Source organism: Actinoallomurus iriomotensis (assembly GCF_030269445.1).
GTDB lineage: Bacteria > Actinomycetota > Actinomycetes > Streptosporangiales > Streptosporangiaceae > Actinoallomurus > Actinoallomurus iriomotensis.
Genome location: NZ_BSTJ01000010.1, coordinates 73010 through 94232 on the forward strand (window position 1 = coordinate 73010; position 21223 = coordinate 94232).

General features: G+C 69.8%; 19 protein-coding genes. 15 read left to right on the top strand and 4 right to left on the bottom strand.

Features of this window, described 5'->3' with window-relative positions:
• Nucleotides 1-33: 33 nt before the first annotated feature.
• Nucleotides 34-1254, bottom strand: a complete 1221-nt coding sequence (locus QSK37_RS35430; RefSeq protein ID WP_285629692.1) for a serine hydrolase domain-containing protein — start codon at nucleotides 1252-1254, stop codon at nucleotides 34-36.
• 113 nt (nucleotides 1255-1367) lie between these two features.
• On the opposite strand from QSK37_RS35430, the gene QSK37_RS35435 reads away from it, so the two are divergent.
• The 3 genes from QSK37_RS35435 to QSK37_RS35445 all read left to right on the top strand — a co-directional run bounded on the left by QSK37_RS35435 (nucleotide 1368) and on the right by QSK37_RS35445 (nucleotide 4727).
• Nucleotides 1368-2522: a sensor histidine kinase gene (locus QSK37_RS35435; protein WP_285629693.1), complete on the top strand. Its 1155-nt coding sequence runs from the start codon at nucleotides 1368-1370 to the stop codon at nucleotides 2520-2522.
• Nucleotides 2510-3154 (top strand): LuxR C-terminal-related transcriptional regulator, encoded by a 645-nt coding sequence (locus QSK37_RS35440; RefSeq protein WP_285629694.1) that lies wholly within the window; start codon nucleotides 2510-2512, stop codon nucleotides 3152-3154. The genes QSK37_RS35435 and QSK37_RS35440 overlap by 13 nt, the downstream gene beginning before the upstream one ends.
• A gap of 184 nt (nucleotides 3155-3338) precedes the next feature.
• Complete coding sequence (locus QSK37_RS35445) at nucleotides 3339-4727, top strand: GntT/GntP/DsdX family permease (protein WP_285629695.1); 1389 nt, start codon at nucleotides 3339-3341, stop codon at nucleotides 4725-4727.
• 57 nt (nucleotides 4728-4784) lie between these two features.
• Here the strand turns inward: QSK37_RS35445 and QSK37_RS35450 are convergent, their stop codons facing one another.
• Entirely contained in the window at nucleotides 4785-5285 is a 501-nt protein-coding gene (locus QSK37_RS35450) for a hydrogenase maturation nickel metallochaperone HypA/HybF (RefSeq protein ID WP_285629696.1), read from the bottom strand.
• A 229-nt stretch (nucleotides 5286-5514) separates the two neighbouring features.
• Here QSK37_RS35450 and QSK37_RS35455 point away from each other — a divergent pair, with 229 nt between their 5' ends.
• From QSK37_RS35455 to QSK37_RS35465, 3 genes are all read left to right on the top strand, one after another.
• A complete protein-coding gene (locus QSK37_RS35455) occupies nucleotides 5515-6327 on the top strand; it encodes an SAM-dependent methyltransferase (protein WP_285629697.1) in 813 nt (270 codons plus the stop codon).
• A gap of 304 nt (nucleotides 6328-6631) precedes the next feature.
• Nucleotides 6632-7342: a hypothetical protein gene (locus QSK37_RS35460; RefSeq protein ID WP_285629698.1), complete on the top strand. Its 711-nt coding sequence runs from the start codon at nucleotides 6632-6634 to the stop codon at nucleotides 7340-7342.
• A complete protein-coding gene (locus QSK37_RS35465) occupies nucleotides 7339-8517 on the top strand; it encodes a zinc-dependent alcohol dehydrogenase (protein WP_285584711.1) in 1179 nt (392 codons plus the stop codon). Before QSK37_RS35460 ends, QSK37_RS35465 begins: the two co-directional genes overlap by 4 nt.
• Nucleotides 8518-8535: 18 nt before the next feature.
• On the opposite strand, the gene QSK37_RS35470 is transcribed toward QSK37_RS35465, so the two are convergent.
• Nucleotides 8536-10140: a serine/threonine-protein kinase gene (locus QSK37_RS35470; protein WP_285629699.1), complete on the bottom strand. Its 1605-nt coding sequence runs from the start codon at nucleotides 10138-10140 to the stop codon at nucleotides 8536-8538.
• A 185-nt stretch (nucleotides 10141-10325) separates the two neighbouring features.
• Here QSK37_RS35470 and alaS point away from each other — a divergent pair, with 185 nt between their 5' ends.
• On the top strand, nucleotides 10326-12953 hold the full coding sequence (alaS, locus tag QSK37_RS35475; RefSeq protein WP_285629700.1) for an alanine--tRNA ligase: 2628 nt from the start codon (nucleotides 10326-10328) through the stop codon (nucleotides 12951-12953).
• Here the strand turns inward: alaS and QSK37_RS35480 are convergent.
• Complete coding sequence (locus QSK37_RS35480) at nucleotides 12911-13687, bottom strand: M15 family metallopeptidase (RefSeq protein WP_285629701.1); 777 nt, start codon at nucleotides 13685-13687, stop codon at nucleotides 12911-12913. The two genes, alaS and QSK37_RS35480, sit on opposite strands and share 43 nt — an antisense overlap.
• Before the next feature lie 562 nt (nucleotides 13688-14249).
• Here QSK37_RS35480 and QSK37_RS35485 point away from each other — a divergent pair.
• The 8 genes from QSK37_RS35485 to QSK37_RS35520 all read left to right on the top strand — a co-directional run bounded on the left by QSK37_RS35485 (nucleotide 14250) and on the right by QSK37_RS35520 (nucleotide 21206).
• A complete protein-coding gene (locus QSK37_RS35485; protein WP_285629702.1) occupies nucleotides 14250-14681 on the top strand; it encodes an ATP-binding protein in 432 nt (143 codons plus the stop codon).
• A gap of 9 nt (nucleotides 14682-14690) precedes the next feature.
• Nucleotides 14691-15047: a helix-turn-helix domain-containing protein gene (locus tag QSK37_RS51885; RefSeq protein WP_285629703.1), complete on the top strand. Its 357-nt coding sequence runs from the start codon at nucleotides 14691-14693 to the stop codon at nucleotides 15045-15047.
• 123 nt (nucleotides 15048-15170) lie between these two features.
• Nucleotides 15171-16607 carry a helix-turn-helix domain-containing protein gene (locus QSK37_RS35495; protein ID WP_285629704.1) on the top strand — a complete coding sequence of 479 codons (1437 nt, stop codon included), beginning with the start codon at nucleotides 15171-15173 and terminating at the stop codon, nucleotides 16605-16607.
• 13 nt (nucleotides 16608-16620) lie between these two features.
• Nucleotides 16621-17172 carry a GNAT family N-acetyltransferase gene (locus tag QSK37_RS35500; protein WP_285629705.1) on the top strand — a complete coding sequence of 184 codons (552 nt, stop codon included), beginning with the start codon at nucleotides 16621-16623 and terminating at the stop codon, nucleotides 17170-17172.
• A 194-nt stretch (nucleotides 17173-17366) separates the two neighbouring features.
• Nucleotides 17367-18398: a hypothetical protein gene (locus QSK37_RS35505; protein WP_285629706.1), complete on the top strand. Its 1032-nt coding sequence runs from the start codon at nucleotides 17367-17369 to the stop codon at nucleotides 18396-18398.
• Complete coding sequence (locus tag QSK37_RS35510; protein WP_285629707.1) at nucleotides 18398-19417, top strand: thymidylate synthase; 1020 nt, start codon at nucleotides 18398-18400, stop codon at nucleotides 19415-19417. The genes QSK37_RS35505 and QSK37_RS35510 overlap by 1 nt, the downstream gene beginning before the upstream one ends.
• On the top strand, nucleotides 19414-19965 hold the full coding sequence (locus tag QSK37_RS35515) for a nucleoside-diphosphate kinase (RefSeq protein ID WP_285629708.1): 552 nt from the start codon (nucleotides 19414-19416) through the stop codon (nucleotides 19963-19965). Before QSK37_RS35510 ends, QSK37_RS35515 begins: the two co-directional genes overlap by 4 nt.
• Nucleotides 19962-21206 carry a hypothetical protein gene (locus QSK37_RS35520; RefSeq protein WP_285629709.1) on the top strand — a complete coding sequence of 415 codons (1245 nt, stop codon included), beginning with the start codon at nucleotides 19962-19964 and terminating at the stop codon, nucleotides 21204-21206. Before QSK37_RS35515 ends, QSK37_RS35520 begins: the two co-directional genes overlap by 4 nt.
• Nucleotides 21207-21223: the final 17 nt, after the last annotated feature.

The following is a 21223-nucleotide window of genomic DNA, read 5'->3' on the forward strand; positions in this document are numbered from 1 at the left end:
CACAATTAATCTTCTCTGGCGTCCCAGGCGGCTTCAACGCCGCTCGGGGCCGTCGTCCGGGGCCGCGCACAGGGCGTCGTCGATCAGCTTGCTCTCGGCCTGTTCCACGCGCAGGACGTCGTCCGATGATGCGGCGAACACGCCCGACAGCGACGCCGTGACGGCGCGCCGGCCGTCGGCGGTGACACCGTCGGCGGTGATCCAGCCGGAATCGCCGCCCTCGTGGCCCCAGTACACCCCGCCGCACGACAGGGGGCGGGAGAAGACCCCCAGCCCGTCACGGGCGCCCGGCATGAGCTTCTGGAACTCCTCGCTGACCGGCATGGTGTGTTTCATCTGCGCCAGCTGCGCCGGGCGCAGGAGTCGGCCGCCGAGCAGGGCACGGAGGAATCGGTTGAGATCGGCGGTCGTGGAGACGAGCCCGGCCTCTCCATTGGTGCCCTGGCCGATCTGCTCGGTGACGTCCACGGGTGGCTCGCCGGGCGCGAAGCTCTGGTACGTCTCGGCGTGTGGCCGGGGCAGCTCGGGTGAGGTACCCGGCCAGAAGGTGTGCCGGAGGCCGAGCGGCCGGACGATCCGATCCCGTACCTCCTCGTGCCAGGGGTGTCCGGTGACCCGGTGGACGACCATGCCGAGCAGGACGTAGCCGGTGTTGCAGTAACTCCAGTCCGTGCCGGAGCGGAAGTCCGGCCGGTGGCGCATCGCCCGTGCGACGGTCTGCTCGGGTGTGTAGGTGTCGTATCGGTGCCGGTGGAAGTCCTCCGCCGAGGTGTAGTCGGGGTAGTCGTCGTGGATGCCGCTGGTGTGCTGGAGCAGCTGGCGGATGGTGATCGCATGGCCGTCGTTGCCGTTCCCGGACACCACGCCGGGCAGCCATCGTTCGACCGTGTCGTCCAGGGAGAGCCTGCCGTCGCCGGCCAGTTGCAGGATCACGGTGGCGACGAACGTCTTGGTGGTGCTGGCGATCCGGAAGTAGCCGTCCGGGGGGACCGGCCGCCGGGTCGTCCGGTCGGCGACGCCGCTGGTGGCGGTCAGGTTCCGGCCGTCAGGGCCGATCAGGCGGGCCTGCACCCCCGTCACGCCGAGTGCGGTGATCGCGTCGGTGTCGCGCTGGAGCCGAGCCTGGCCGTCGTGCTGCCGGGCCGCGCTCGCGCCGGACGCGCAGCCGGTGGAGAGGGCCCCGGCCACGATGGCGGTCAGGGCCAGGTTCCGCGGGATGGAGCGGCCGCGCCGCCGGGTGGATGATCTCGTCATGGGCAGCGACGCTAGGCCGGGCGGGGCGCGGCGGACGATACCGCTGACCAGTGGGAAAAGGAGGTAGCAGGCTGTAGTGCCGGGCTCGGTCGCCATGGCTCAGACTTGGGCGAATGAAGCACCACGGGGTCGGCCGGCTTTCGGCGATGTGGCGCGGTCTGGGCTACCTGCTGGGAAGCCTGCTCACCGCTCCGGTCGCCCTGTTCGCGCTGCCCGTACTCCTCGTCCCCACGATGGCCCGTGCCTGGGCGTCCTGGCATCGTCGCCGCGCCGACCGGTTGCTGCTCTTCTCGCGTTCTGGTCCCGTCCGTGTCGGTACGTGGCGGGTCCTCGGGTGGCTGGGCACGTACATCGTGACCAGTCTGGCGTTCGGGCTCGTCGTGGTGATGTGCGCCGGCAACGCGGTGGCCACGGCCGTCACGGTGCCGCTGTGGTGGGCGTTGCCCGCCGGCACCCCCGCGGGCGGCTTCTTCGCCGGTGTCCCCCTGTCCGGGTGGGGTACGGCGTTGACCCTGGGGACCGGGCAGTTCGTCGTCTTCGCGGCCCTGACCTACTGGCTGGTTCCGCCGCTGGCGCGCCTGCACGCCCGGATCTGTGTCGCGCTGCTGTCCCCCTCGGCCACCGAGAGGCTGGCGCGGCGGGTGGAGACGCTGACCGAGACGCGGACCGGCGCCATGAACGCGCACGGCGCGGAACTCCGCCGGATCGAACGTGACCTGCACGACGGCACCCAGGCTCGGCTGGTGGCCATCGCCATGCGGCTGGGCGCGGCCCGTGAGTCGCTGGGGGAGGACCCGGAGTTGGTGGGCCGGCTCCTGCGGGAAGCGCATGAGGGTACCGAGGAGGCCATGGCGGAGCTGCGTGCGGTGATCCGGACGATCTACCCGCCGATCCTCGCCGACCGCGGCCTCGCCGGGGCGCTGACCGCGCTCGGAACCCGATCGGCGATCGACACCACCCTCGATGTCGGCGACCTCGGCACGATCCCGCCCGCGGTCGAGGCCGTGGCCTACTTCACCGTCGCCGAGACGCTCACCAACGCCGCCAAGCACGGTCAGGCCACCCGGGCCGCCGTCCGCGTCGCGCGCGCCGGCGACCGGCTGGCGATCGAGGTCGCCGACGACGGGATCGGCGGCGCCGACGAGACGCGGGGCACCGGCATCGCCGGGATCCGCCGCCGCGTCCTGGCACTCGACGGCACCATCCAGATCCACAGCCCGGCCGGCGGCCCGACCACGATCACGGTGAGCCTGCCATGCGCATCGTGATCGCCGAGGACAACGTCCTGCTGTCCAGCGGGCTGGAGCTCCTGCTGACCGCCAGGGGCTTCCACGTCGCCGCGATCGCCCAGGACGCCCCCGGCTTCATCGACGCCGTCGACGAACACCGGCCGGACCTCACCATCGTCGACGTACGGCTACCGCCGTCCTTCCGCGACGAGGGCATCCACGCCGCCCTCCAGGCCCGCCGCCGGCACCCCGGCCTGCCGGTGCTCGTGCTCTCCCAGTACGTGGAGCAGCAGTACGCCGGCGAGCTGATCTCCGATGAACGCGGCGGCGTCGGCTACCTCCTCAAGGACCGGGTGAGCCGGGTGAGCGAGTTCGTCGACGCGCTGCGGCGGGTCGCCGCCGGCGGCACCGTCATGGACCCCGAAGTGATCGCGCAGCTCCTCACGCGTTCCGCCCGCGACCCGATCGCCGGCCTCACGCCACGCGAACGCCAGGTGCTCGCCCTCATGGCGGAGGGAAAGGACAACACCACGATCGCCGCCCGGCTCGTGATCACCGAGAACGCCGTGCACAAGCACATCGGCAACATCTTCGCCAAGCTCGGCCTCTCGCCGACCGACCGCGGCCACCGCCGCGTCCTCGCCGTCCTCACCTACCTCAGCCACCGGTGAACGCGATGACTGAACCGCGTCGATGAGGGAAAGCGAGGAAAGCCTGGTACCTGGCGGTTTGTCGGTAGAGGAGTGAGGATGGACGCTGTGATCGTTTCCCGAGCGCCGCCGGTGTCGTACTCCGCCTGTCCAAGGGATGACCCCCTCGAACCCCCACCAGCCTCACGACAGGAAGAGAGCCCCCATGACAGCGCTCGCTGGTCCCGCGCTGGCCGCGTCCTCCTGGAACGGCCACGACACCCGGCTGATCGTGGCAGCCGTCATCGGTGTCGCCGTCATCGTCGTACTGATCACGCAGTTGAAGGTCCATCCGTTCCTCGCGCTGGCGCTGGGGTCCGGAGCGCTCGGTGCCGTCGCCGGCATGTCCCTCGAAAACATGATCACCAGCTTCAGCAAGGGCGTGGGCGACGTCGTCGCCAGCGTCGGCGTCCTCATCGCCCTCGGGGCGATGCTCGGCAAGCTGCTCGCCGAGTCCGGCGGGGCGGACCAGATCGTCGACACCATCCTCGCCAAGTCCGGCGCGCGATTGCTGCCCTGGGCGATGACCCTCATCGCCGTGCTGATCGGGCTGCCGATGTTCTTCGAGATCGGCCTGGTCCTGCTCGTGCCCGTCGTCCTGCTCGTCGCGCGGCGCTCCGGGCGGCCGCTCATGCTGCTCGGCATCCCGGCGCTCGCCGGTCTGTCCGTGCTGCACGGCCTGGTGCCGCCGCACCCCGGCCCGCTCGTCGCGATCAGCACGGTCAAGGCCGACCTCGGCGTCACCCTCGCCCTCGGACTGCTCGTCGCCGTCCCCACCGTGATCATCGCCGGGCCGCTGTTCGGGCGGGTCGCCTCACGCTGGGTGCACGCCGAGCCGCCCGCCGGCCTGATGGACGACGACGAGGGCGGCGAGGAGGAGGCGGACCGGAGGCGGCCCGGGTTCGGGCTCACGGTCGGCACCGTCCTGCTTCCCGTCGTGCTCATGCTCGCCAAGGCCGTCGCCGACGTCTGGCTGGACGACGGCGCCGTCCGTACCGCCCTCGACGCGATCGGCACGCCGCTGTTCGCCCTGTTCGTCGCGGTCATCGTGGGCATGTTCACGCTGGGCGTGCCGGCGGGGTTCGACAAGGAGCGCATCTCCGCCATCGTCGCCGAGTCCCTGCCGCCCATCGCGAGCGTGATGCTCATCGTGGCCGCCGGCGGCGGCTTCAAGCAGACCCTGATCGACGCCGGTGTCGGCAAGGCGATCACCCAGGCCGCGAACGGCGCGAGCATCTCCGCGCTGCTGCTCGGCTGGCTGGTCGCGGTCGGCATCCGGCTCGCGACCGGCTCGGCCACCGTCGCCACCATCTCGGCGGCCGGCATCGTGGCCCCGCTCGCCACCGGCATGAGCTCATCGCACACGGCCCTGCTGGTCCTGGCCATCGGTTCGGGGTCGCTGTTCTTCTCCCACGTCAACGACGCCGGCTTCTGGCTCGTCAAGGAGTTCTACGGGCTGAGCGTGGGCCAGACCATCAAGACGTGGTCGATCATGGAGACGATCATCTCGGTCGTCTCCATCGTGCTCATCATGCTGCTGAACCTGGTGCTGTGAGCCGGCCCGCGGACGCCGAAGCCGGACGAGGCACGCCGCCGGACGTGAGTGCCGCGTTCAGGCCGACGGCTCGTGTCTCCGCTCGGACTCGGTGAACTCCACGGACTCCAGTACGAGCCCGTCGCCGCTGTGCAGGTCCAGCCGGGTGCTGCCGCAGCCGGAGCAGGTGGCGAGGATCCGGTCGGAGGTCACGACGCGTCCGCACGACCGGCAGCCGAGCCGTACCGGCTCGACGACCACGTCGAGGTGCGCGCCGTCCGCCACGGTGCCGTCGGACACCGCGATGAACGCCTGGTTCAGGGCGGGGCCGCTGATGCGGAGCAGGGCGCCGGCGCGTACGCGCGCCCGCCGTACGCGGCGGCCGGCCGCTCGCCGCTCCACCGCCCGGAGGACGGCTCCGGCGATCCCCAGCTCGCGCACCGTCTTCGCCTGCCGCTGGTCCTTCGGCGCCGGCGGGCGTCCGGCGTCGGCGTGATCGAGGCGCCCATCGCGCGCGGGCGGCCGGGAATCGTCCCTTCTCGGGCGCCTCCGTAGATGGAGCCGGAGCCAGGCGTTCATTCGGCCTCCCCACGGATCGTGAAATACGGCGGCATCCCGATGATTAGTAACTGACGTTATGGGCGTTCCCTGACGAATCGACACCCATAATCGGACAACGGGGAGTAAAGGCTTCGATGGGTACGGGACGTCGTATTCCAGCGGTCGCTGGGCGCTTCCCGGCATTCACGGTGTGGCGCGGATTCTCCGTGGATACGATGCTTCGACGATCATTCGGGAGGAGCGCGCCGTGCCGGAGCCGCAGGATCGGCCGGAGCCACGGACGGCCGACGTCAGCAGGCCGAGCCCCGCGCGCCTTTACAACTACTACCTCGGCGGCAAGGACAACTTCGCCGTCGACCGCGAGGCCGCCGAGTCGATCCTGGCGGTCATGCCCGAGGGTCGGCAGGTCGCGCGGGAGAACCGCGCCTTCCTGCGCCGCGTGGTCCGCCATCTGACGCTGGAGACCGGCATCCGGCAGTTCGTCGACCTCGGCACCGGCCTGCCCACCGAGGGCAACGTGCACGAGGTCGCGCAGGAGGTCGCGTCCGGGGCGCGCGTCGTGTACGTCGACAACGATCCGATCGTGCTCGCCCACGGTGAGGCGATGCTGGCCACGGACGACCAGACCGCGTTCATCGGGGCGGACATGCGGGAGCCGGACGCGATCCTCGGCGATCCCCGGCTCAAGGCACTGATCGACTTCGACGAGCCGGTCGCGGTGCTGTTCGTCTCGGTGCTGCAGTTCGTGCCCGACGACGAGGAGGCCGCCGGGCTCGTCCGCAGGTTCGCCGAGGCGGTGCCGCCGGGCAGCCGGGTGGTCATCTCGACGATCACCGGCACCGGGCAGCGGGAGGACAAGGTCGCGACGATAACGGCCGCCTACGCGAACTCCACGGCCCCGGCCGTGCTGCGACCCCGGGAGCGGATCGAGCGCCTGTTCGGCGGCCTGGACCTGGTGCCGCCCGGGCTCGTGCCGGCGCCCGAATGGCACCCCGGCGTCCACGGCGAGACCGGTGACGGCACGTCCTGGGTGCTGGCCGGAGTCGGCGCGGTCTCCTGATCCCAGGGACAGGGCAAGGCGCGGCGTGGCGGCGGTAAAGCTTCGTCCGCGGACCGCGCGTCGCGCATGACGCGCTGGTGGGCGCGGGTACGGCACATCGCAGGTCAAAGCGATATTCCAGCGACACGAACGGTGCCGACGCATGCAGCAGCAGATCCGCGGGTGGCGCTTCGCCGCCGAGAGAATACCCAGACGCCGAGTCATGCGCGACGGACCGCTCGCGCACTCGGCCCGAACGCTCGTCAGCGCCTGTCAGGAGCTCGGCGACCGGGCTCGGGGCATGAGTGCTCCCACCCACGGGCGAATGTCCGCCGCCCAGGCCATGGCGGCGCGGATGCCCGCACGTGTGGCGGAGTACATGCCCGGCCGGACGCCGACCGGCATGATGGGCCGGATGCCCGCTCGCATGGCGGCGCGGATGCCCGGTCAGATGATGGGGCGGAGACCCACCCGGATGCCCGCTCGCATGGCGCGGCGGATGTCCGGCCGGATGGCGGGCCGGATGACGGGCCGGATGACGATGCCCACGGCGATGCCGACGGGCATGACCTCGAACATGAAGCGGGTCGCCGGCGGACTGGGACTGCTGGCCGCCGGAATGGGCGTCGCCCGCTGGGCGATCAACCGGCCGAGCGCACGGGAGCGCGAGCTCAAGAACCGCTGGATCATGGTGACCGTCAACTGCTCGCCACAGCGGCTGGCCTCCCGGGCCGACCTCCCAGAGCCGATCACCCGGCTCGGCGACGCGGTCGACATCAAGATCGCTCCCGCGCCCGGGGACCGCGGCACCGAGCTCGGCGCGCGACTGCGCGACCTGCCGCGTACGAAGGTCGCCGGAATGGTCACCCGGCACCCCGAAGAGGATCCCCGGCGCATGGTCGAACAGGCGCTCCGCGACGCCAAGGCGATCATCGAGACGGGGGAGGTGCTGCGCGGGGAGTGGCCGGCCGCCGCGCAAGCCGCGCAGGCGGGCAAGCTCCTGGAGTTCGCCGGCCGCCGAGGAGGCCGGCAGTGAAGGCGCTGTGCTGGGAGGGCGTGAACCGGCTCTCGGTCGAACGGGTCCCGGACCCGCAGATCCTCAATGACCAGGACGCGATCGTCAAGGTCACGCTGACCACGACCTGCGGCTCGGACCTGCACCTCATCAACGGCTACATCCCGACCATGCAGGCGGGCGACGTGATCGGCCACGAGTTCATGGGGGAGATCGTCGACATCGGCCGCGGGGTCCGTCGCCGCAAGGTCGGCGAGCGGGTCGTCGTGTGCTCCTTCATCGGCTGCGGCCGGTGCTGGTACTGCACGCACGACCTGTGGTCGCTGTGCGACAACACCAATCCCAACTGGGAACTGGCCCAGGACACGCTCGGCTTCGAGACCGGCGGCGTGTACGGCTACTCCCATGCCATGGGCGGGTTCAAGGGCAGCCATTCGGAGTACATCCGGGTCCCGTTCGCCGACTTCGGCACCTTCCCGGTGCCCGACGGCGTCAGCGACCTGGACGCCCTGTACGCCTCCGACGCGGCGCCGACCGGCTGGATGGGCGCCCACATGGGCGGCGTGAAGCCCGGCGACGTCGTCGCGGTGTGGGGCGCGGGCGGCGTCGGCCAGATGGCGGCACGCGCGGCGCAGCTCCTCGGCGCCGAACGCGTCATCGTCATCGACCGGCTGCCCGAGCGGCTCGCCATGGCCGAGCGGTACATGGACGTCGAGACGATCGACTTCTCCCAGACTGACGTACGGGCCGACCTGCACGAGCGTACGGGCGGACGCGGCCCGGACGTGTGCATCGAGGCGGTCGGGATGGAGGCCACCGGCGCCCCGGACGGCCAGTACGCCTACGACCGGGTCAAACAGCAGCTCCACATGCAGCAGGACCGGCCCATCGCGGTGCGCGAGGCGATCCAGGTGTGCGCCAAGGGCGGTTCGGTGTTCGTCCTCGGCGTGTTCGGCGGCATGGTGGACCGGTTCCCGCTCGGCATACTGATGAACAAGGGCCTGGTGCTCGCCGGGGCGCAGCAGCACGGGCACCGCTACATCCCGATGCTGCTCAAGCGCATGGCGAGCGGTGAACTCTCCGCGAGCCAGCTGGCCACCCACGAGATGTCGCTCGACGACGCGCCCCACGGCTATGACATGTTCAAGCACAAGAAGGACGGCTGTGTGCGCGTGGCGTTCCGACCGCACGACTGAGCGCGCCCTGCCGGCCTGTCAGAAGTGCAGGACGACGAACTCGTACTCGGCGGGCCCGGTGAGCCGGGCCCTCCCGTCCTGGTTCTTGTCGATGAAGATCGTCAGGTACACGTCGCCGTGCCACTGCTGCAGGGGCGTCTCCTGCTGGTCGCGCCAGGTGTGGGCGATGTAGACCTTGTCCTGGCCGGCGGACTGGTGGGCGACCCTCGTGCCGACGAACTCGTTGTGGCCCTCGTTGTCCAGGTACAGCGTGCCGCTGCCGTACTCGTAGTCCGCGAGCCCGGTGCCGGGCCGGAAGCAGGGGTTCTCCGCGACCGACGCGCCGTCCTGGAGGTTGAAGACGCTGTCGTCGGTCCAGGCGCAGACCTCCAGGGAGACGTCCTTGGCCTGTCGGGGGAAGCGCAGCTCGAACGGCGCCCTCTTCATCGCGACCGTCACGACGTCCTTGTCGCCCCGCTGCGCGAACGACATGGCGTCCTGGGCGCCGCCCTGCCAGAACTCCAGGCCGAGGCGGGGCGTACGGGACAGCTGACCGGTGTCACCGGAGAGCGCGGACGCGGAGGCCGACGGCGACGGGGTGGGCCTGCGGACGGCGCCGTTTCCGCGCAGGCCCGGCCAGACCACCAGGCCGCCCACGGTGATCACGGCCGCCGTCGCGACGGCGGCGCCCGCGAGCGCCAGGCCGCGGCGGCCCGTGGGCCCTCCCGGTACGGTGCCGGGCGGCGGCGCGCCCGTGTCGGGCAGCTGCTCGTCGGGCAGCACGGACGTCCGGCGGCCCGCCGCGAGCGCCTCGCCGATCGGCGCCCGTCCCGCGTCCGGCCGGCCGAGGAGCCAGATCAGCACGTCGCGCATTGACGGGCGCGCCCGCTCGTCCTTGGCCAGGCACGCCAGGACGAGGTCCCGCAGCGGCCCGGACAGCGGTCCGAGGTCGGGCTTCCCCCGCAGGACGCGGTTGCTGATCGCGGCGATGCTGTCCCCGCCGAACGGCGAGGAGCCCGACGCGGCGAACACCATCACGCAGCCCCAGGCGAACACGTCGGCCGCCGGCCCGATCGTCCGCTCCTCGAACTGCTCCGGCGCCATGTACGCCGGCGTGCCGACGATGCCGCCGGTCAGGGTGGGACCGCCGTCGAGCGTACGGGCGATGCCGAAGTCGATCACCCGTGGCCCGTCGGTGCCGAGCAGCACGTTGGCCGGCTTGAAGTCCCGGTGCACGACGCCGGCCTCGTGGATCGCGGCGAGCGCCGTCGCGGTGGCCACCGCGAGCCGGTGCAACGCCGGACCCGACCGCGGACCCTCGGCCCGTACCGACTGCAGGAGCGTGGGCCCGTCGACGAACTCCGTGACGACGAACGGCGGAGACTTCGCCAGGTTCGCGTCCAGCACCTGGGCGACGCAGAACGGCGCCACCCGCCGGGCCGCCGCCACCTCCTTGGCCAGGCCCGCCCGCATCCGTCCGTCGGCCGCCCACTCGGTGTGCAGGACCTTCAGCGCCACCCGGGAACCGTCCGGGGCGGTCGCCGCGTAGACGACACCCTGACCACCCTCGCCGAGGCGTCCCGTCAGACGGTAACGGCCGAGCTTCCGGGGGTCCCCCGGACGCAGGGACGAGATCTCGGGCATGGGCTCCCCCCGTCGGCCGCCGATCATGCGAACATCGCCACCGTAGGACCCCGCGCGGCGCCGGACCAGAGCGGCCGGAGCCGGGAAATTCGTTCGTGTCCTCACGACTCGTCTTCCTACGATGCCGCGAAGACGTGAACGACCTGGACGGCCGGATTCCCGGTCGCCGGAGGGAGGGCCGTGCGGTGTCCGCGACGGACGGCGACACGATTCGTGAGACTTTTCTGCGTTTCTTCGAACGCAACGGTCACCGGCGCATCGAGGGCGCCTCGCTCGTGCCGGTGGGCGATCCGACGCTGCTGTTCGTCAACTCCGGAATGGCACCGCTGAAGAAGTACTTCACCGGGGAGAAGGTGCCGCCCGCGCCCGACCTGTGCGACGTCCAGGGCTGCGTCCGCACCAAGGACATCGACGACGTCGGCGACCGCCACCACATCACCTACTTCGAGATGCTCGGCAGCTGGTCGATCGGTCACTACTTCAAGGAGCGCGCGGTCGACCTCGCGTACGCGCTGCTGACCGGCGACTTCGGCCTGGACCCGCGGCGTCTCTACGTCAGCGTGTTCGGCGGCGACGAGGCGCTGGGCCTGCCGCCGGACGAGGAGTCAGCGCGCGCGTGGGAGCGGGCCGGAGTCCCGCGCGACCGCATCGTCGCGCTGCCCGCGGAGGACAACTTCTGGGGTCCGGCCGGCCAGAGCGGTCCCTGCGGGCCGTGCACGGAGGTCTTCCTCGACACCGGCGAGGAGTTCGGGCCCGCCTACGTGCCCGGCGGCGTGTTCGACACGAAGCGGCGCTACATCGAGATCTGGAACGCCGGCGTCTTCATGCAGTTCGACAAGGGGCTGGACGGGGTGCTGCGGCCGCTGCCGTTCACCAGCGTCGACACCGGCTCGGGCCTGGAACGCATGGAACTCGCGCTGAACGGCCTCGACAGCGTCTACGACACGAGTCTGTTCGCGCCGCTGGTCCGTACGGTCCAGGACGTCCTGGGCGAGACCGGCGAGGTCCTGCACCACCACCGGGTGATCGCCGACCACCTGCGCGCGGCCGTCGCGATCATGTCCGACGGCGTACGGCCGGGCAACGAGGGCCGCGGCTACATCCCGCGCCGCCTCATCCGCAAGTGCGTGACCCAGGCGATGGGCCGCCACCGGGAACGCCTCGACGTCGCACCGATCGTCGACGCGGTCGTGCGCTCGCTCGGCCCGACGTACCCGCGCATGGCCGCCGAGCAGGCGGCGGTCACGGCGGCGATCGCGGAGGAGCGCGACGAGTTCGGCGACACCGTACGGCGCGGCCTCGACCAGCTCGACCGGGTCGTCGCCCGGCACGGCCGGGTGAGCGGCACGGACGCCTTCCACCTGTTCGCGACGTACGGACTGCCAGTGGAGATCACCCGAGACCTGGCCGCCGCGCGGGGCGTGAGCCTCGACCGCGAGGAGTTCGACGAGGCGCTGCGGCGGCACCGTGAGCTCAGCCGCGGCACCAGGACGGATCGGCGGCTCCGGGTGGACGACGTGCTGCCCGCCGCGATCGCGAGCCGTCCGGCGACGGAGTTCCTCGGCTACGACACCCTGTCGGCCGAGGCCACGGTCCTGACGCTGTTCTCCGACGGCACCACGGCAGAGGCGGTCGCGGCCGGTTCCGACGCCGACCTGATCGTGGACCGCACGCCCTTCTACGGCGAAGGCGGCGGGCAGGTCGGCGACCGTGGCACCGTACGCGTCGTCGGCCGCGACGGGGTGCTGGGCGACGTCACCGAGACCGTCGTGCACGCCGGCGGCGGCCACCTGCATCGCGTGAGCGTCCGGTCGGGCGTCCTGCGGGTCGGCGACACGGTGACCCTGACCGTGGACCCGTCCTCCCGCGCGGACACGGCGGCGAACCACACCGCGACGCATCTGCTGAACGCGGCCCTGCGCACGGTGCTGGGCCCGCACGTACGCCAGGCGGGGTCGCTGGTCGAGCCGCGACGGCTGCGGTTCGACTTCACCCACCCCGGCCCCCCGGCGCCCGAGGAACTCGCCGCGGTCGAGCGGCTGGTCAACGAGTGGATCCTGACCGACGCGCCGCGTCGCGTCGAGGTCATGCCCGCGGAGGAGGCGAAGGCGTCCGGCGCCGTCTCACTGGAGGGCGAGGACTACGGCGAGGCGGTACGCGTGCTGTCGTTCGGCGACTTCTCCAAGGAGCTGTGCGGCGGCACGCACGTGGAGCACACGTCACAGCTCGGCTCGTTCCGCATCGTCTCTGAGCAGAGCGTCGCGGCGGGAGTCCGCCGCGTCGTCGCGGTGACGCGGCAGCGAGCGGTGGACCACTCGATCGAGCAGGGGGCGGCGCTGTCGGACGTGGCGGCCACGCTGAGGACGTCACCGAAGGACGTCGTGCCCGCGGCACGCCGTCTCGTGGCGGCGGCCAGGACACCGAAGACGGCGCGCGACACCGCGACGCTCGCGAACGCGGTCGAGACCGCGGTCGACGACGTACCGGTCATGCTGGCCCAGGCGGGCGGCACGGTCGGCGCCCTGCGCGAGCAGGCTCGGCGCACCGCCGGCGAACGCGACCGGGTCGTCGTGCTCTGGACCACCTCGGGGGAGAAGAACACCCTGGTGGTCAGCGTCCCGGCGAGCCTGGCCGACCGCCTGCGCGCCGACGCGCTGGTCGAGAGCGCCACCCGGCGGCTGGGCGGCGGTGGCGGAGGCAACGCCCGCATCGCTCAGGGCGGCCTGACCACCGCCCCGACCACCGAGTCACTGATCGAGATCCTCCACGCTCAGCGACCCGCTTCGGTGGGGGAGACGGGGACGTCGAAGTAGGTGTCCGGGTATGGCTCCTGCCGGTAGGTGAAGTGCCACCACTCCTCCGGGATGCCGGTGAAGCCCGCGCCCTCCATCAGGCGCTTCAGCCACAGGCGGTCCGTGTGGGCCGTGCCGGTGATGCGGCCGTCCAGCGTGTGGGCGCGCTCGTCGAAGCAGTCGAAGCCGGTGCCCATGTCGATCGAGGCGTCCGGGAAGCGCTGGGCCTTCGGCGCGTAGCAGGAGGTCAGGTGCTCGCCCGGCCGGTACGGGCGGGTGGGCGTGGCCGGCAGCCTCACGATCGAGAGGTCGACCGTACTGCCGCGGCTGTGGCCCGACCGGCGGGCGATGTATCCCTCGTCGAACAGCCGGGACTTGTCGACCTCGGGGTAGAACTCGGCCTTCATCGCGTGGTCGCCGGGGTCGCCCGACCACGCCACGAACCGGTCCACGGCCCGTTGCGGGCGGTAGCAGTCGTACACCTTCAGCGAGTAACCGCGGTGGAGGAGCCCCTGTTGCACCCGGTGCAGGGCCCGCGCCGCCGGAACGGTCAGGAGGCACAGCGGCGCCTGGTAGCCGGTGACGACCCGCCCGGTGAAGTTGTGCGGCGTGGCGTACCGGATGTCCTGGATGATCGTCGAGTCGACGGAGCTCAGCGCGACGAAATGCGGGCGCGGCTCGGCCGCCGCCGGCCCGGCCGGGGCGAGCAGCGCGGCCACGACCAGGCCGCAGAGCGCGAAGACAGCTCTCTTCATCCGTACACGATAAGCGTCACGCAAAGTGACGAGCCCGCGCCGGGTGCGGCGCGGGCCCGTACGGGCGGTGATGGTCAGCCACAGTGTTGCCCAGGGGGCGACCCCCTGGAATCCCCGATGTGAGGGGCTCCGCCCCCCAGCGGGTTGATGTCTCAGCATCCGCTGTGCTTCCTCTGCGCCGCGGTGGAGAGGAGCATCGATCAACATGATCAGCCATCCATCGTTCGTACGGCACAGCGACACGAAACGGCCGGGCGATCATCGCCGTTAACAGAATCTGGATACCGGCAGAGTTTCACCGTTCTGTCAATTTCGGCGACTTTATGGCCGTTTAGTAGATTCACGTCTACCCGAGTCTTCGATTATTCTGATGCGTAATGGCTGTGCGCGGCATCGCACGACATAACGGCGTCGCGGGATGCGATGCCCTCCCGGCAAGGTCTCAGGCCCACATAGCCGTCTGATTGCGCTAGCCGCATGTAGACGGCTCCAGGAGCAAGACACACGGGAGGGCACAGTGTGCGCGTCGCGCGATCTACGAGTTGCCGCCACAGAGAAGACCATGCGGCTGGCGATCTCCAAGAGCCGGACGTGTCGATTTCCTCTTCCGCCGCATCCGATCGCGGCCGAACAGGTCCGCACGCTGGTGCGGCTCGCATCCGCCGGCTGGGACATCGGCGACGTCATCGACAACGTCCTGGTCATCGCCGTCGAGCTGGTGACGAATGCCGCGAAGCTCGGTGAAGTCTTCCAGATCACCGTCTCCCGGCGGACCGACAACGTGCTGATCGAGGTATGGGACAGCAGCGAAGCGGCCCCGGAGCGCCAGCAGGAGTCTGTCGACCGTGTGGACGGACGCGGCCTGCTCCTCATCAAGGCCTGTTCCAAGGACTGGGGCTGGCGGCTCGAAGAGCATGGCGGTAAGACGGTCTGGTCGGTCATCGACGTCCCAACAGCCTCGTCCGCAGGATCGCTCTCACGCGGACGGATGTGACCAAGACCCATGTTCGTCCAGGAACCCAACGACATGCTCAAACCACGCGAGGTTGCCGAACTGCTCGGCGTCCGCACGACGACAATCGCCCGATGGGCTCGCGAGGGCAAGCTGTCGCCACTTCGCACACCGGGCGGCCACCGTCGCTACAGCCGGACAGCGGTCCGCGAGCTACTCGCCACCGATCCCGAGTGCGACACCGAACGGCAACGGATGGTGGAGGACGCCGTACGCCTGTATGGCCAAGGATGGAGCATCCGGCAGGTCGCTGACCGATTCGAATGCAGCTACGGGGCTATGCGTCGCATCCTGATGGGCCGCGTCAGGGTGCGGAACCGCAGCGGCACCTACCCGACCACCGAATAGGCGTTTCATGCGGGAATTCGCTCAGGGTGGCGGATACGCCTATGACACTTTGGCATAGTCGGTGTTCAGGGGTGGGGCTACGCTGGTTCGGACATTATCTCGTGGCGAAGAAGGGGCGTATGAATGGCCGCCGCCGGGCGCGTGTGCCCAAGCTGCCGCTTGACTGTCTTAAGCAGGTACAACGCCGACCCCGTATGCGCGTCGTGCCTGCAGGCGACGCGAGCGGCGGAGACCCGCGTCCCGGTCTGGGTCTGGGATTCGGCACCGATTCGGGAAGCACTGGCTCGCGGTGACCTCGGCGCCTTCTTGACGCTCCTGCGTACTGGCGCCGACCTGTCGCAGCTCGACCTTGCCGCGCTGGTCGAGGGCTGGTCGCAGTCGACCGTCTCCCTGGTCGAGCGCGGCAAGAGAGACACCCTCTACGACGTTCGTGAACTTCTCCGCGTCGCCGACGCGCTCGGCGTCCCGCGCGAGGCGCTGTTGCCGCTGCTGCTGGGTGAGCGTGATACGCCCCTGGACGGGAAAGAGGACGTCGAACCTGCGGGAGAGGTGGACATGGATCGCCGATCCTTCACCCGGATGACGGCAGTGGCCGCCCTGGGTACGGCGTTGTCGCCGACGCGGATACCGAACCGCGTCGGACCCGCACATGTCCGCTACATGCGCTGCTGCCTCGACGAGCTGCGGCGGCAGGATCGCGACCTCGGCGGTGGCGCGATCGTCCGGCAGGCGGCTCGTCAGTACGCGTGGGCCCGACGGATGCTGGACGAAGGCGACTACACCGACGCGGTCGGCCGTGAGCTGCTCACCGTCACGACGGAGTTGGCGATCACCACGGGGTGGTTCGCCTACGACGGTGGGCAGCAGCACATCGCGCGCCAGATGTACGGGGAGGCCAACCTCCTGGCCGGTAGCGTCGGCGCAGGCGAGCTCACCGCCCATGTGTTCGTCAACCTGGCCATGCAGTCCACCTATCTCGCCCGTGCCGGGGCTTCCTCCCGAGGCGTGGCACGAGAAGGCCTGCGCTTCGCGACCCGCGCCGCTGAGGCCGCCCGGCACGAGCCTTCACCGCGACTGCACGCTTTGATCTCTCTGCGCCAGGCAGCCGCCTACGCCCAGCTCGGTGATGAGACCGCGTTCAAGACCTCTATCGAAAGCGCCCACCGCGAACTCGATCGCGGCGACCATCTAGCCGACCCGGCGTGGACCACATTTGTGACCCGCGCGGAGGTCGACGGACACGACGCGGACGGCTGGCTACGGCTTAAGCAGGCCAGTCGAGCCGTATCGCGTTACGACGATGTTCTGGGCGCCCACCTCCCACCACGCAATGCCGCCTATTATCGCGCCCGGCTCGCTGGCGCCCTGCTGGAAGACGGTGACCCATCTGAGGCAATCGCCCAGGGGCTGTCGGTCCTTCCCGACTTGGGCGACCGGCTCACCTCGGCCAGGACGCTCATCGAGCTCCGCCCCGTACGCGCCGCCGCCCACCAGGCGTCGGCCGAGGAGCTCGTGGCACTGTTCGATTCGGCCGCGCACGCCCTGTCCGTCGCCCCCTAAGGAAAGGTCACCGGTGCCCGCCCTTAAGTTCCGCCGCTACGACGCGGCCGGTGCCCGATCCGTCCGCGAACTGGTCGCCGATATTCACCGCGACGCCTACGGCGAAGGCGTAGGGTTTTCCTCAGATGGGGAGTTCATGCGGCGCTACGACGCCTACACAGCCCGAGACGGGTTCGACCTCCTCTTCTCGGAGATGAACGGCGCCACCGTCGGGCAGGCATGGGGCTGGCCGCTGGACGAGAACGCCATGAACGGCTGGTGGGCCGGCCTCCTCGATGAGCCCGAACCAGACTTCACCCGCGAAGACGGACGCCGTACCTTCGCCCTGTCCGAAATCATGGTCCGGCGAGCCGCCGCCGGACAGGGCATCGCCCACGCCCTGCATGACGAACTGCTCGGCGCGCGGACTGAAGAACGGGCGACACTCCTCGTCCGCCCAGCGAACACCAGGGCGTACCAGGCGTACCTGCGCTGGGGCTGGAAGAAAACGGCCAGACTTCGGCCCGCCTGGCCGGATGCTCCGACGTTCGACGTACTCATCCTGCCGCTGCCCATCAATCGATGACCTCCAGACGGCGGCAGGCAACGACGTGGCAGTAACGGTAGGCGGCGTGGACTTAATACTGTTTTTCGGCCGTATATATTTCAACTTGTCATAGCCGGGCCGCAAGGGCCATTACACGCCAGAATTGAAGCGCTTCCCGCAGTGCGGCAGCGTGTCGGCTGACAGCGTTCCTACGCCGACCAGGGAAGTGCGGCATGCGGATCGGTTTCAGCTTTTGGGGATTTCTCGGTTCGGGGATCATCGACACCCCTGATGGGGGGCGTTTTTGGCGTCGCCCGATCGTCGATGAGCTGATCGGGCTCGGGCACGAGGTCGTGCTTCTGCAGACCGATTGGGACCGTACGGAGGCCGGTCAGGCGTTGCCGTACCGCTGGCATGCGGGATTCCCCGCGGTGGACGTGTTGATGTGTGAGTGGCGTTGGCCGCTCCCCGGACGCAACACCACCCCGTGCGGCTCAGTCGGCCACACCTGCGACCTGCATCGACAAACCGACTTGATCAGGAGCTACACCAACGCAGGTGTGCCGACACTCATCTGGGACACCGACCGGCAACTGCCCACCGACGCGTCCCTGCGGCAGCTGCGGAACGTCCTCGTGTGCGAACCCGGCTTGGCGCCGCCGCCAGGGAGCGTCTCTCTGCCTACCCCTGTGCCCGACCGTCTTCTCGACGCGGCTGATCCTGCCGAGTTATCGGCGCGGACGCGGATGCTGGCGCTGGCCTACGTGGGGAACCAGTACGACCGCGACGGCGACTTCGCCGCCTTCTTCGCACCGGCCGCCGCGCGCTTCCCGCACCAGGTCGCGGGAAAGTGGACCCAGACCAGTCGGTGGCCGTGGGTGAACTTCACCGGACGTTGCGCCTTCTCCCAGACCCGCGCCGTGTATCTGACGGCCACCACGACCATCCTGCTCAACCGCGCCCGCTACTCCCGGGTCGGTCACGTCAGCCAGCGCCTTGGCGAGGCCGTGCTGGCCGGCTGTCTTCCGCTCACCCCGACCAGCCTCGCGTGCGCAGACGTCTACACGCCTTCTGCCCTCCATGTGGCCGACGGTGCCGAGACCGTCGAACGCATCACGTGGGCACAGCGGATCGCCGGCAGCCGCGAGCACGAGGAGCTGATCGAGGCCTGCCTGCTCCTTCTGGAGCCGTTCCGACTTTCGGCATGGGCGCGCCGGCTCACTCAACTCATGACGACCATCCCGACCGGATCGGAGCGCACCTGATGCACCCGCCCCGTTTCCCCTCCTTCACCGACGCCTACCGAGCCGTCCTGCACCGGCTCCACACCGGCGCCGAATACACCACCGCGTCCCGCGGCAACCGGTCCCGCGAGTGCCTGAACGTGGCTTTCACCCTCGCCGACCCGCGTCGGCGCACCCCGTACCTGAAGGCCCGTAGGCCCAACATCGTCTTCAACTACGCCGAAGCGTTGTGGTACCTGTCCGGCCGCGATGACCTGGCGATGATCGGTTACTACGCGCCCCGCCTGCGCTCCCTCTCACGCGACGGGCTCCACCTCACCGGCACCGCGTACGGACCACGGCTGTTCCGCTCCCCCGGCGCCGACCGGCCCAGCCAGTGGGAACAGGTCGTCGACCTGCTGCGGCACGACCCGGATTCCAAGCGGGCCGTCATGACCGTCATGCGACCAGACGAACTCACCGATCCCGCCAACCCGGATGTGGCCTGCACCCTGTCCTTGCAGTTCCTGCTTCGGGGCGGCCGCCTGCACCTGGTGGTCGGTATGCGCGGTAACGACGCGATGATCGGGCTGGTCTGTGACGTGTTCTCCTTCACCCTCATCCAGGAGTTCACGGCCGTCCAGCTCGGTGCCCAGCTCGGCACCTACACGCACCAGGTGGCCTCGATGCACGTCAACGAGCCAGACCTGGCGCGCATGGACGTGATTCTGGCCGAGCCCGAACTCGGTGATCCGTTCCCCGGCTTTTCCTTGCCTGCCGACACCTCCTGGGACACGATCAGGCACGTCCTACGGTGGGAGTCCGAGCTCCGCACGAACCGGCGCCGCTTCGATCCTGAGGCCCGTCCGCCGGCCCCAGCGAGCTTGTACTGGCGCCAGGTCTTACTGCTGTTCGAGGTGTACCGGCAGATCATCCACCAGCCCGGCGAACCGATTGAGGCCGCGACGCTCGACGCCCTCACGCCCGCACACCGCTGGCTGGTGACCCAGCGCTGGCCCACTCGAGCCGGCGCTGAGCCCGCCGAGAGCACGATCCGATGACGGCGCCAGCAACGCCACGAGATACGACACCTTTCGGTGTCGTCGACTGGGCGCAATGGACGGTGATCCTGCTCAAGCCCGACTGCCTTCGCCGCGGACTCGCCGACGCCGTGCTCCAACGGGTCGGCCGCGTGGTCACCGTCTCGGCCGTCCGCAGTCTCATCCCGACGGAGGCGCAGGTCTTCGCCCACTACGACGACATGCTTCCGCCCGAGGTCTGCCGCACTTTAGGACTCGACGTCCCCGCTGAGCTGCGCCGCATCTTCGTCGATAACCAGGTCATTGTCGCCCTCGGTCACGGTCATCAGGCCGCCGACCGGCTCAGAGCGGTCCTGGGCGGCACCGATCCCTCCCTCGCCGATCCGAACAGCATCCGCGGCCATTTCGGGGCCGACAACCTGGCCACGGCCCGAGCCGAGGGACGGCTGATCGACAACCTGATCCACACCTCCGACCACACCGGCGTCGTCGAACGCGACTTCACGATCTGGTACGGCGCCGCGAACCGGCACCTGCTCATCCCCACCACAGAACGGAGCCCGCAATGACCGATATCCCCACCGGCCCCAGCACACTCGCGTTAATGTCCGCCGACCAGCGCGCGTCGCTGGATCCGTACATGGCGCAGATCATCACTTACCGCAAGTCCGGGCTGTCGCTGAATCACATCATCGGCTGCCCACTGGACTACGGCTACTGCGTCCGCCACTTCTGGGGCGACTTCGAGCACAAGACACCCCACCTGCTGTGCCCCACCGACCAGGCGATCGACATGCTTCTCGGCCACCAGACGTTCCGCCCGTCGATCACGCCGATCCAGCTGTTCAACAAGGCCACCGATCCGTTCCTGCCCGGCGTCAAACCCCACCTGTTCCACATCCTGCAAGCCCTGGATGACCGCGGCCTGGACAACCTGGTCCTGATCATCACCCGATTCCGCGTGACGGCCGCCGACATGGCCAAGCTGGAGGAACTCCGCCATCTGCGTGTCACGCTCCTGTTCACCTACTCCGGCATCACCGACACCCGCGTCGAACCGATGGCCAAGAGCACCATCACGGTCTCCTCACTCGCGACCGCCTGCGAGCACAAGAACCGGACCAAGGTGGTGCTGTACTGGCGGCCGATCGTGCCCGGCTGGAACGACGCACCCGAAACCATGCGCCGTGTCCTCGACATCGGCGACGCCGCCGACGCGATCGTGTTCACCGGCTACTACCACAAGCCTGAAAACGCCGCCTACCTGCACGCCCAAGGCGTCGACCTGCCCTACGACGCCGCCGACTTCCACCGCCGCAAGACCATGCCCGCCGAACTGGACGCCCGCGTCATCGACGCCTGGCGCGCCTCCGGGATCACCACGCCGCTATTCCGTAAGACTTCGTGCGGCGTCTCCTACGCCCACGACCTGCCCGACTACAACGGCCACTGGGGAGTCCGCGAACTGTGCGACATCTGCCCCGTCGCCCAGCAGAACCTGTGCGCCGCCGACCACCGGGCACCGAGTCCCTCAGAGTTCGAGCAAGTCCTGGGCGGACTCGACTACTCCAGCCCCTACCTCATCGATGCCGAAGGCGGTCATGTCTGGACCCACGGGCTCGGCGAACAACGCCGCTACCCGATCCAGCACACCCTCCGGTACCAGATCTGGGAACTCGACCAACCCCACTACCTGCACGCCCACGGCCGCTCACTCACCGGCCACGGCCCAACCGACGAAGAACGACAACACCTCGCCGCGATACGCGAGCGCTTCACCACCACAACACGATTTGATGAAGACGACTGATCCTTGACCACCATTCG

Coding starts and splice junctions, on each gene's coding strand:
- QSK37_RS35430 (WP_285629692.1), bottom strand. CDS start 1,254: ATGACGAGATCATCCACCCGGCGGCGCGGCCGCTCCATCCCGCGGAAC.
- QSK37_RS35485 (WP_285629702.1), top strand. CDS start 14,250: ATGCGGCTGGCGATCTCCAAGAGCCGGACGTGTCGATTTCCTCTTCCG.
- QSK37_RS35515 (WP_285629708.1), top strand. CDS start 19,414: ATGACGGCGCCAGCAACGCCACGAGATACGACACCTTTCGGTGTCGTC.
- QSK37_RS35440 (WP_285629694.1), top strand. CDS start 2,510: ATGCGCATCGTGATCGCCGAGGACAACGTCCTGCTGTCCAGCGGGCTG.
- QSK37_RS35520 (WP_285629709.1), top strand. CDS start 19,962: ATGACCGATATCCCCACCGGCCCCAGCACACTCGCGTTAATGTCCGCC.
- QSK37_RS35480 (WP_285629701.1), bottom strand. CDS start 13,687: ATGAAGAGAGCTGTCTTCGCGCTCTGCGGCCTGGTCGTGGCCGCGCTG.
- QSK37_RS35505 (WP_285629706.1), top strand. CDS start 17,367: ATGCGGATCGGTTTCAGCTTTTGGGGATTTCTCGGTTCGGGGATCATC.
- QSK37_RS35445 (WP_285629695.1), top strand. CDS start 3,339: ATGACAGCGCTCGCTGGTCCCGCGCTGGCCGCGTCCTCCTGGAACGGC.
- QSK37_RS35450 (WP_285629696.1), bottom strand. CDS start 5,285: ATGAACGCCTGGCTCCGGCTCCATCTACGGAGGCGCCCGAGAAGGGAC.
- QSK37_RS35435 (WP_285629693.1), top strand. CDS start 1,368: ATGAAGCACCACGGGGTCGGCCGGCTTTCGGCGATGTGGCGCGGTCTG.
- QSK37_RS35460 (WP_285629698.1), top strand. CDS start 6,632: ATGTCCGCCGCCCAGGCCATGGCGGCGCGGATGCCCGCACGTGTGGCG.
- QSK37_RS35495 (WP_285629704.1), top strand. CDS start 15,171: ATGGCCGCCGCCGGGCGCGTGTGCCCAAGCTGCCGCTTGACTGTCTTA.
- QSK37_RS51885 (WP_285629703.1), top strand. CDS start 14,691: ATGTTCGTCCAGGAACCCAACGACATGCTCAAACCACGCGAGGTTGCC.
- QSK37_RS35470 (WP_285629699.1), bottom strand. CDS start 10,140: ATGCCCGAGATCTCGTCCCTGCGTCCGGGGGACCCCCGGAAGCTCGGC.
- QSK37_RS35510 (WP_285629707.1), top strand. CDS start 18,398: ATGCACCCGCCCCGTTTCCCCTCCTTCACCGACGCCTACCGAGCCGTC.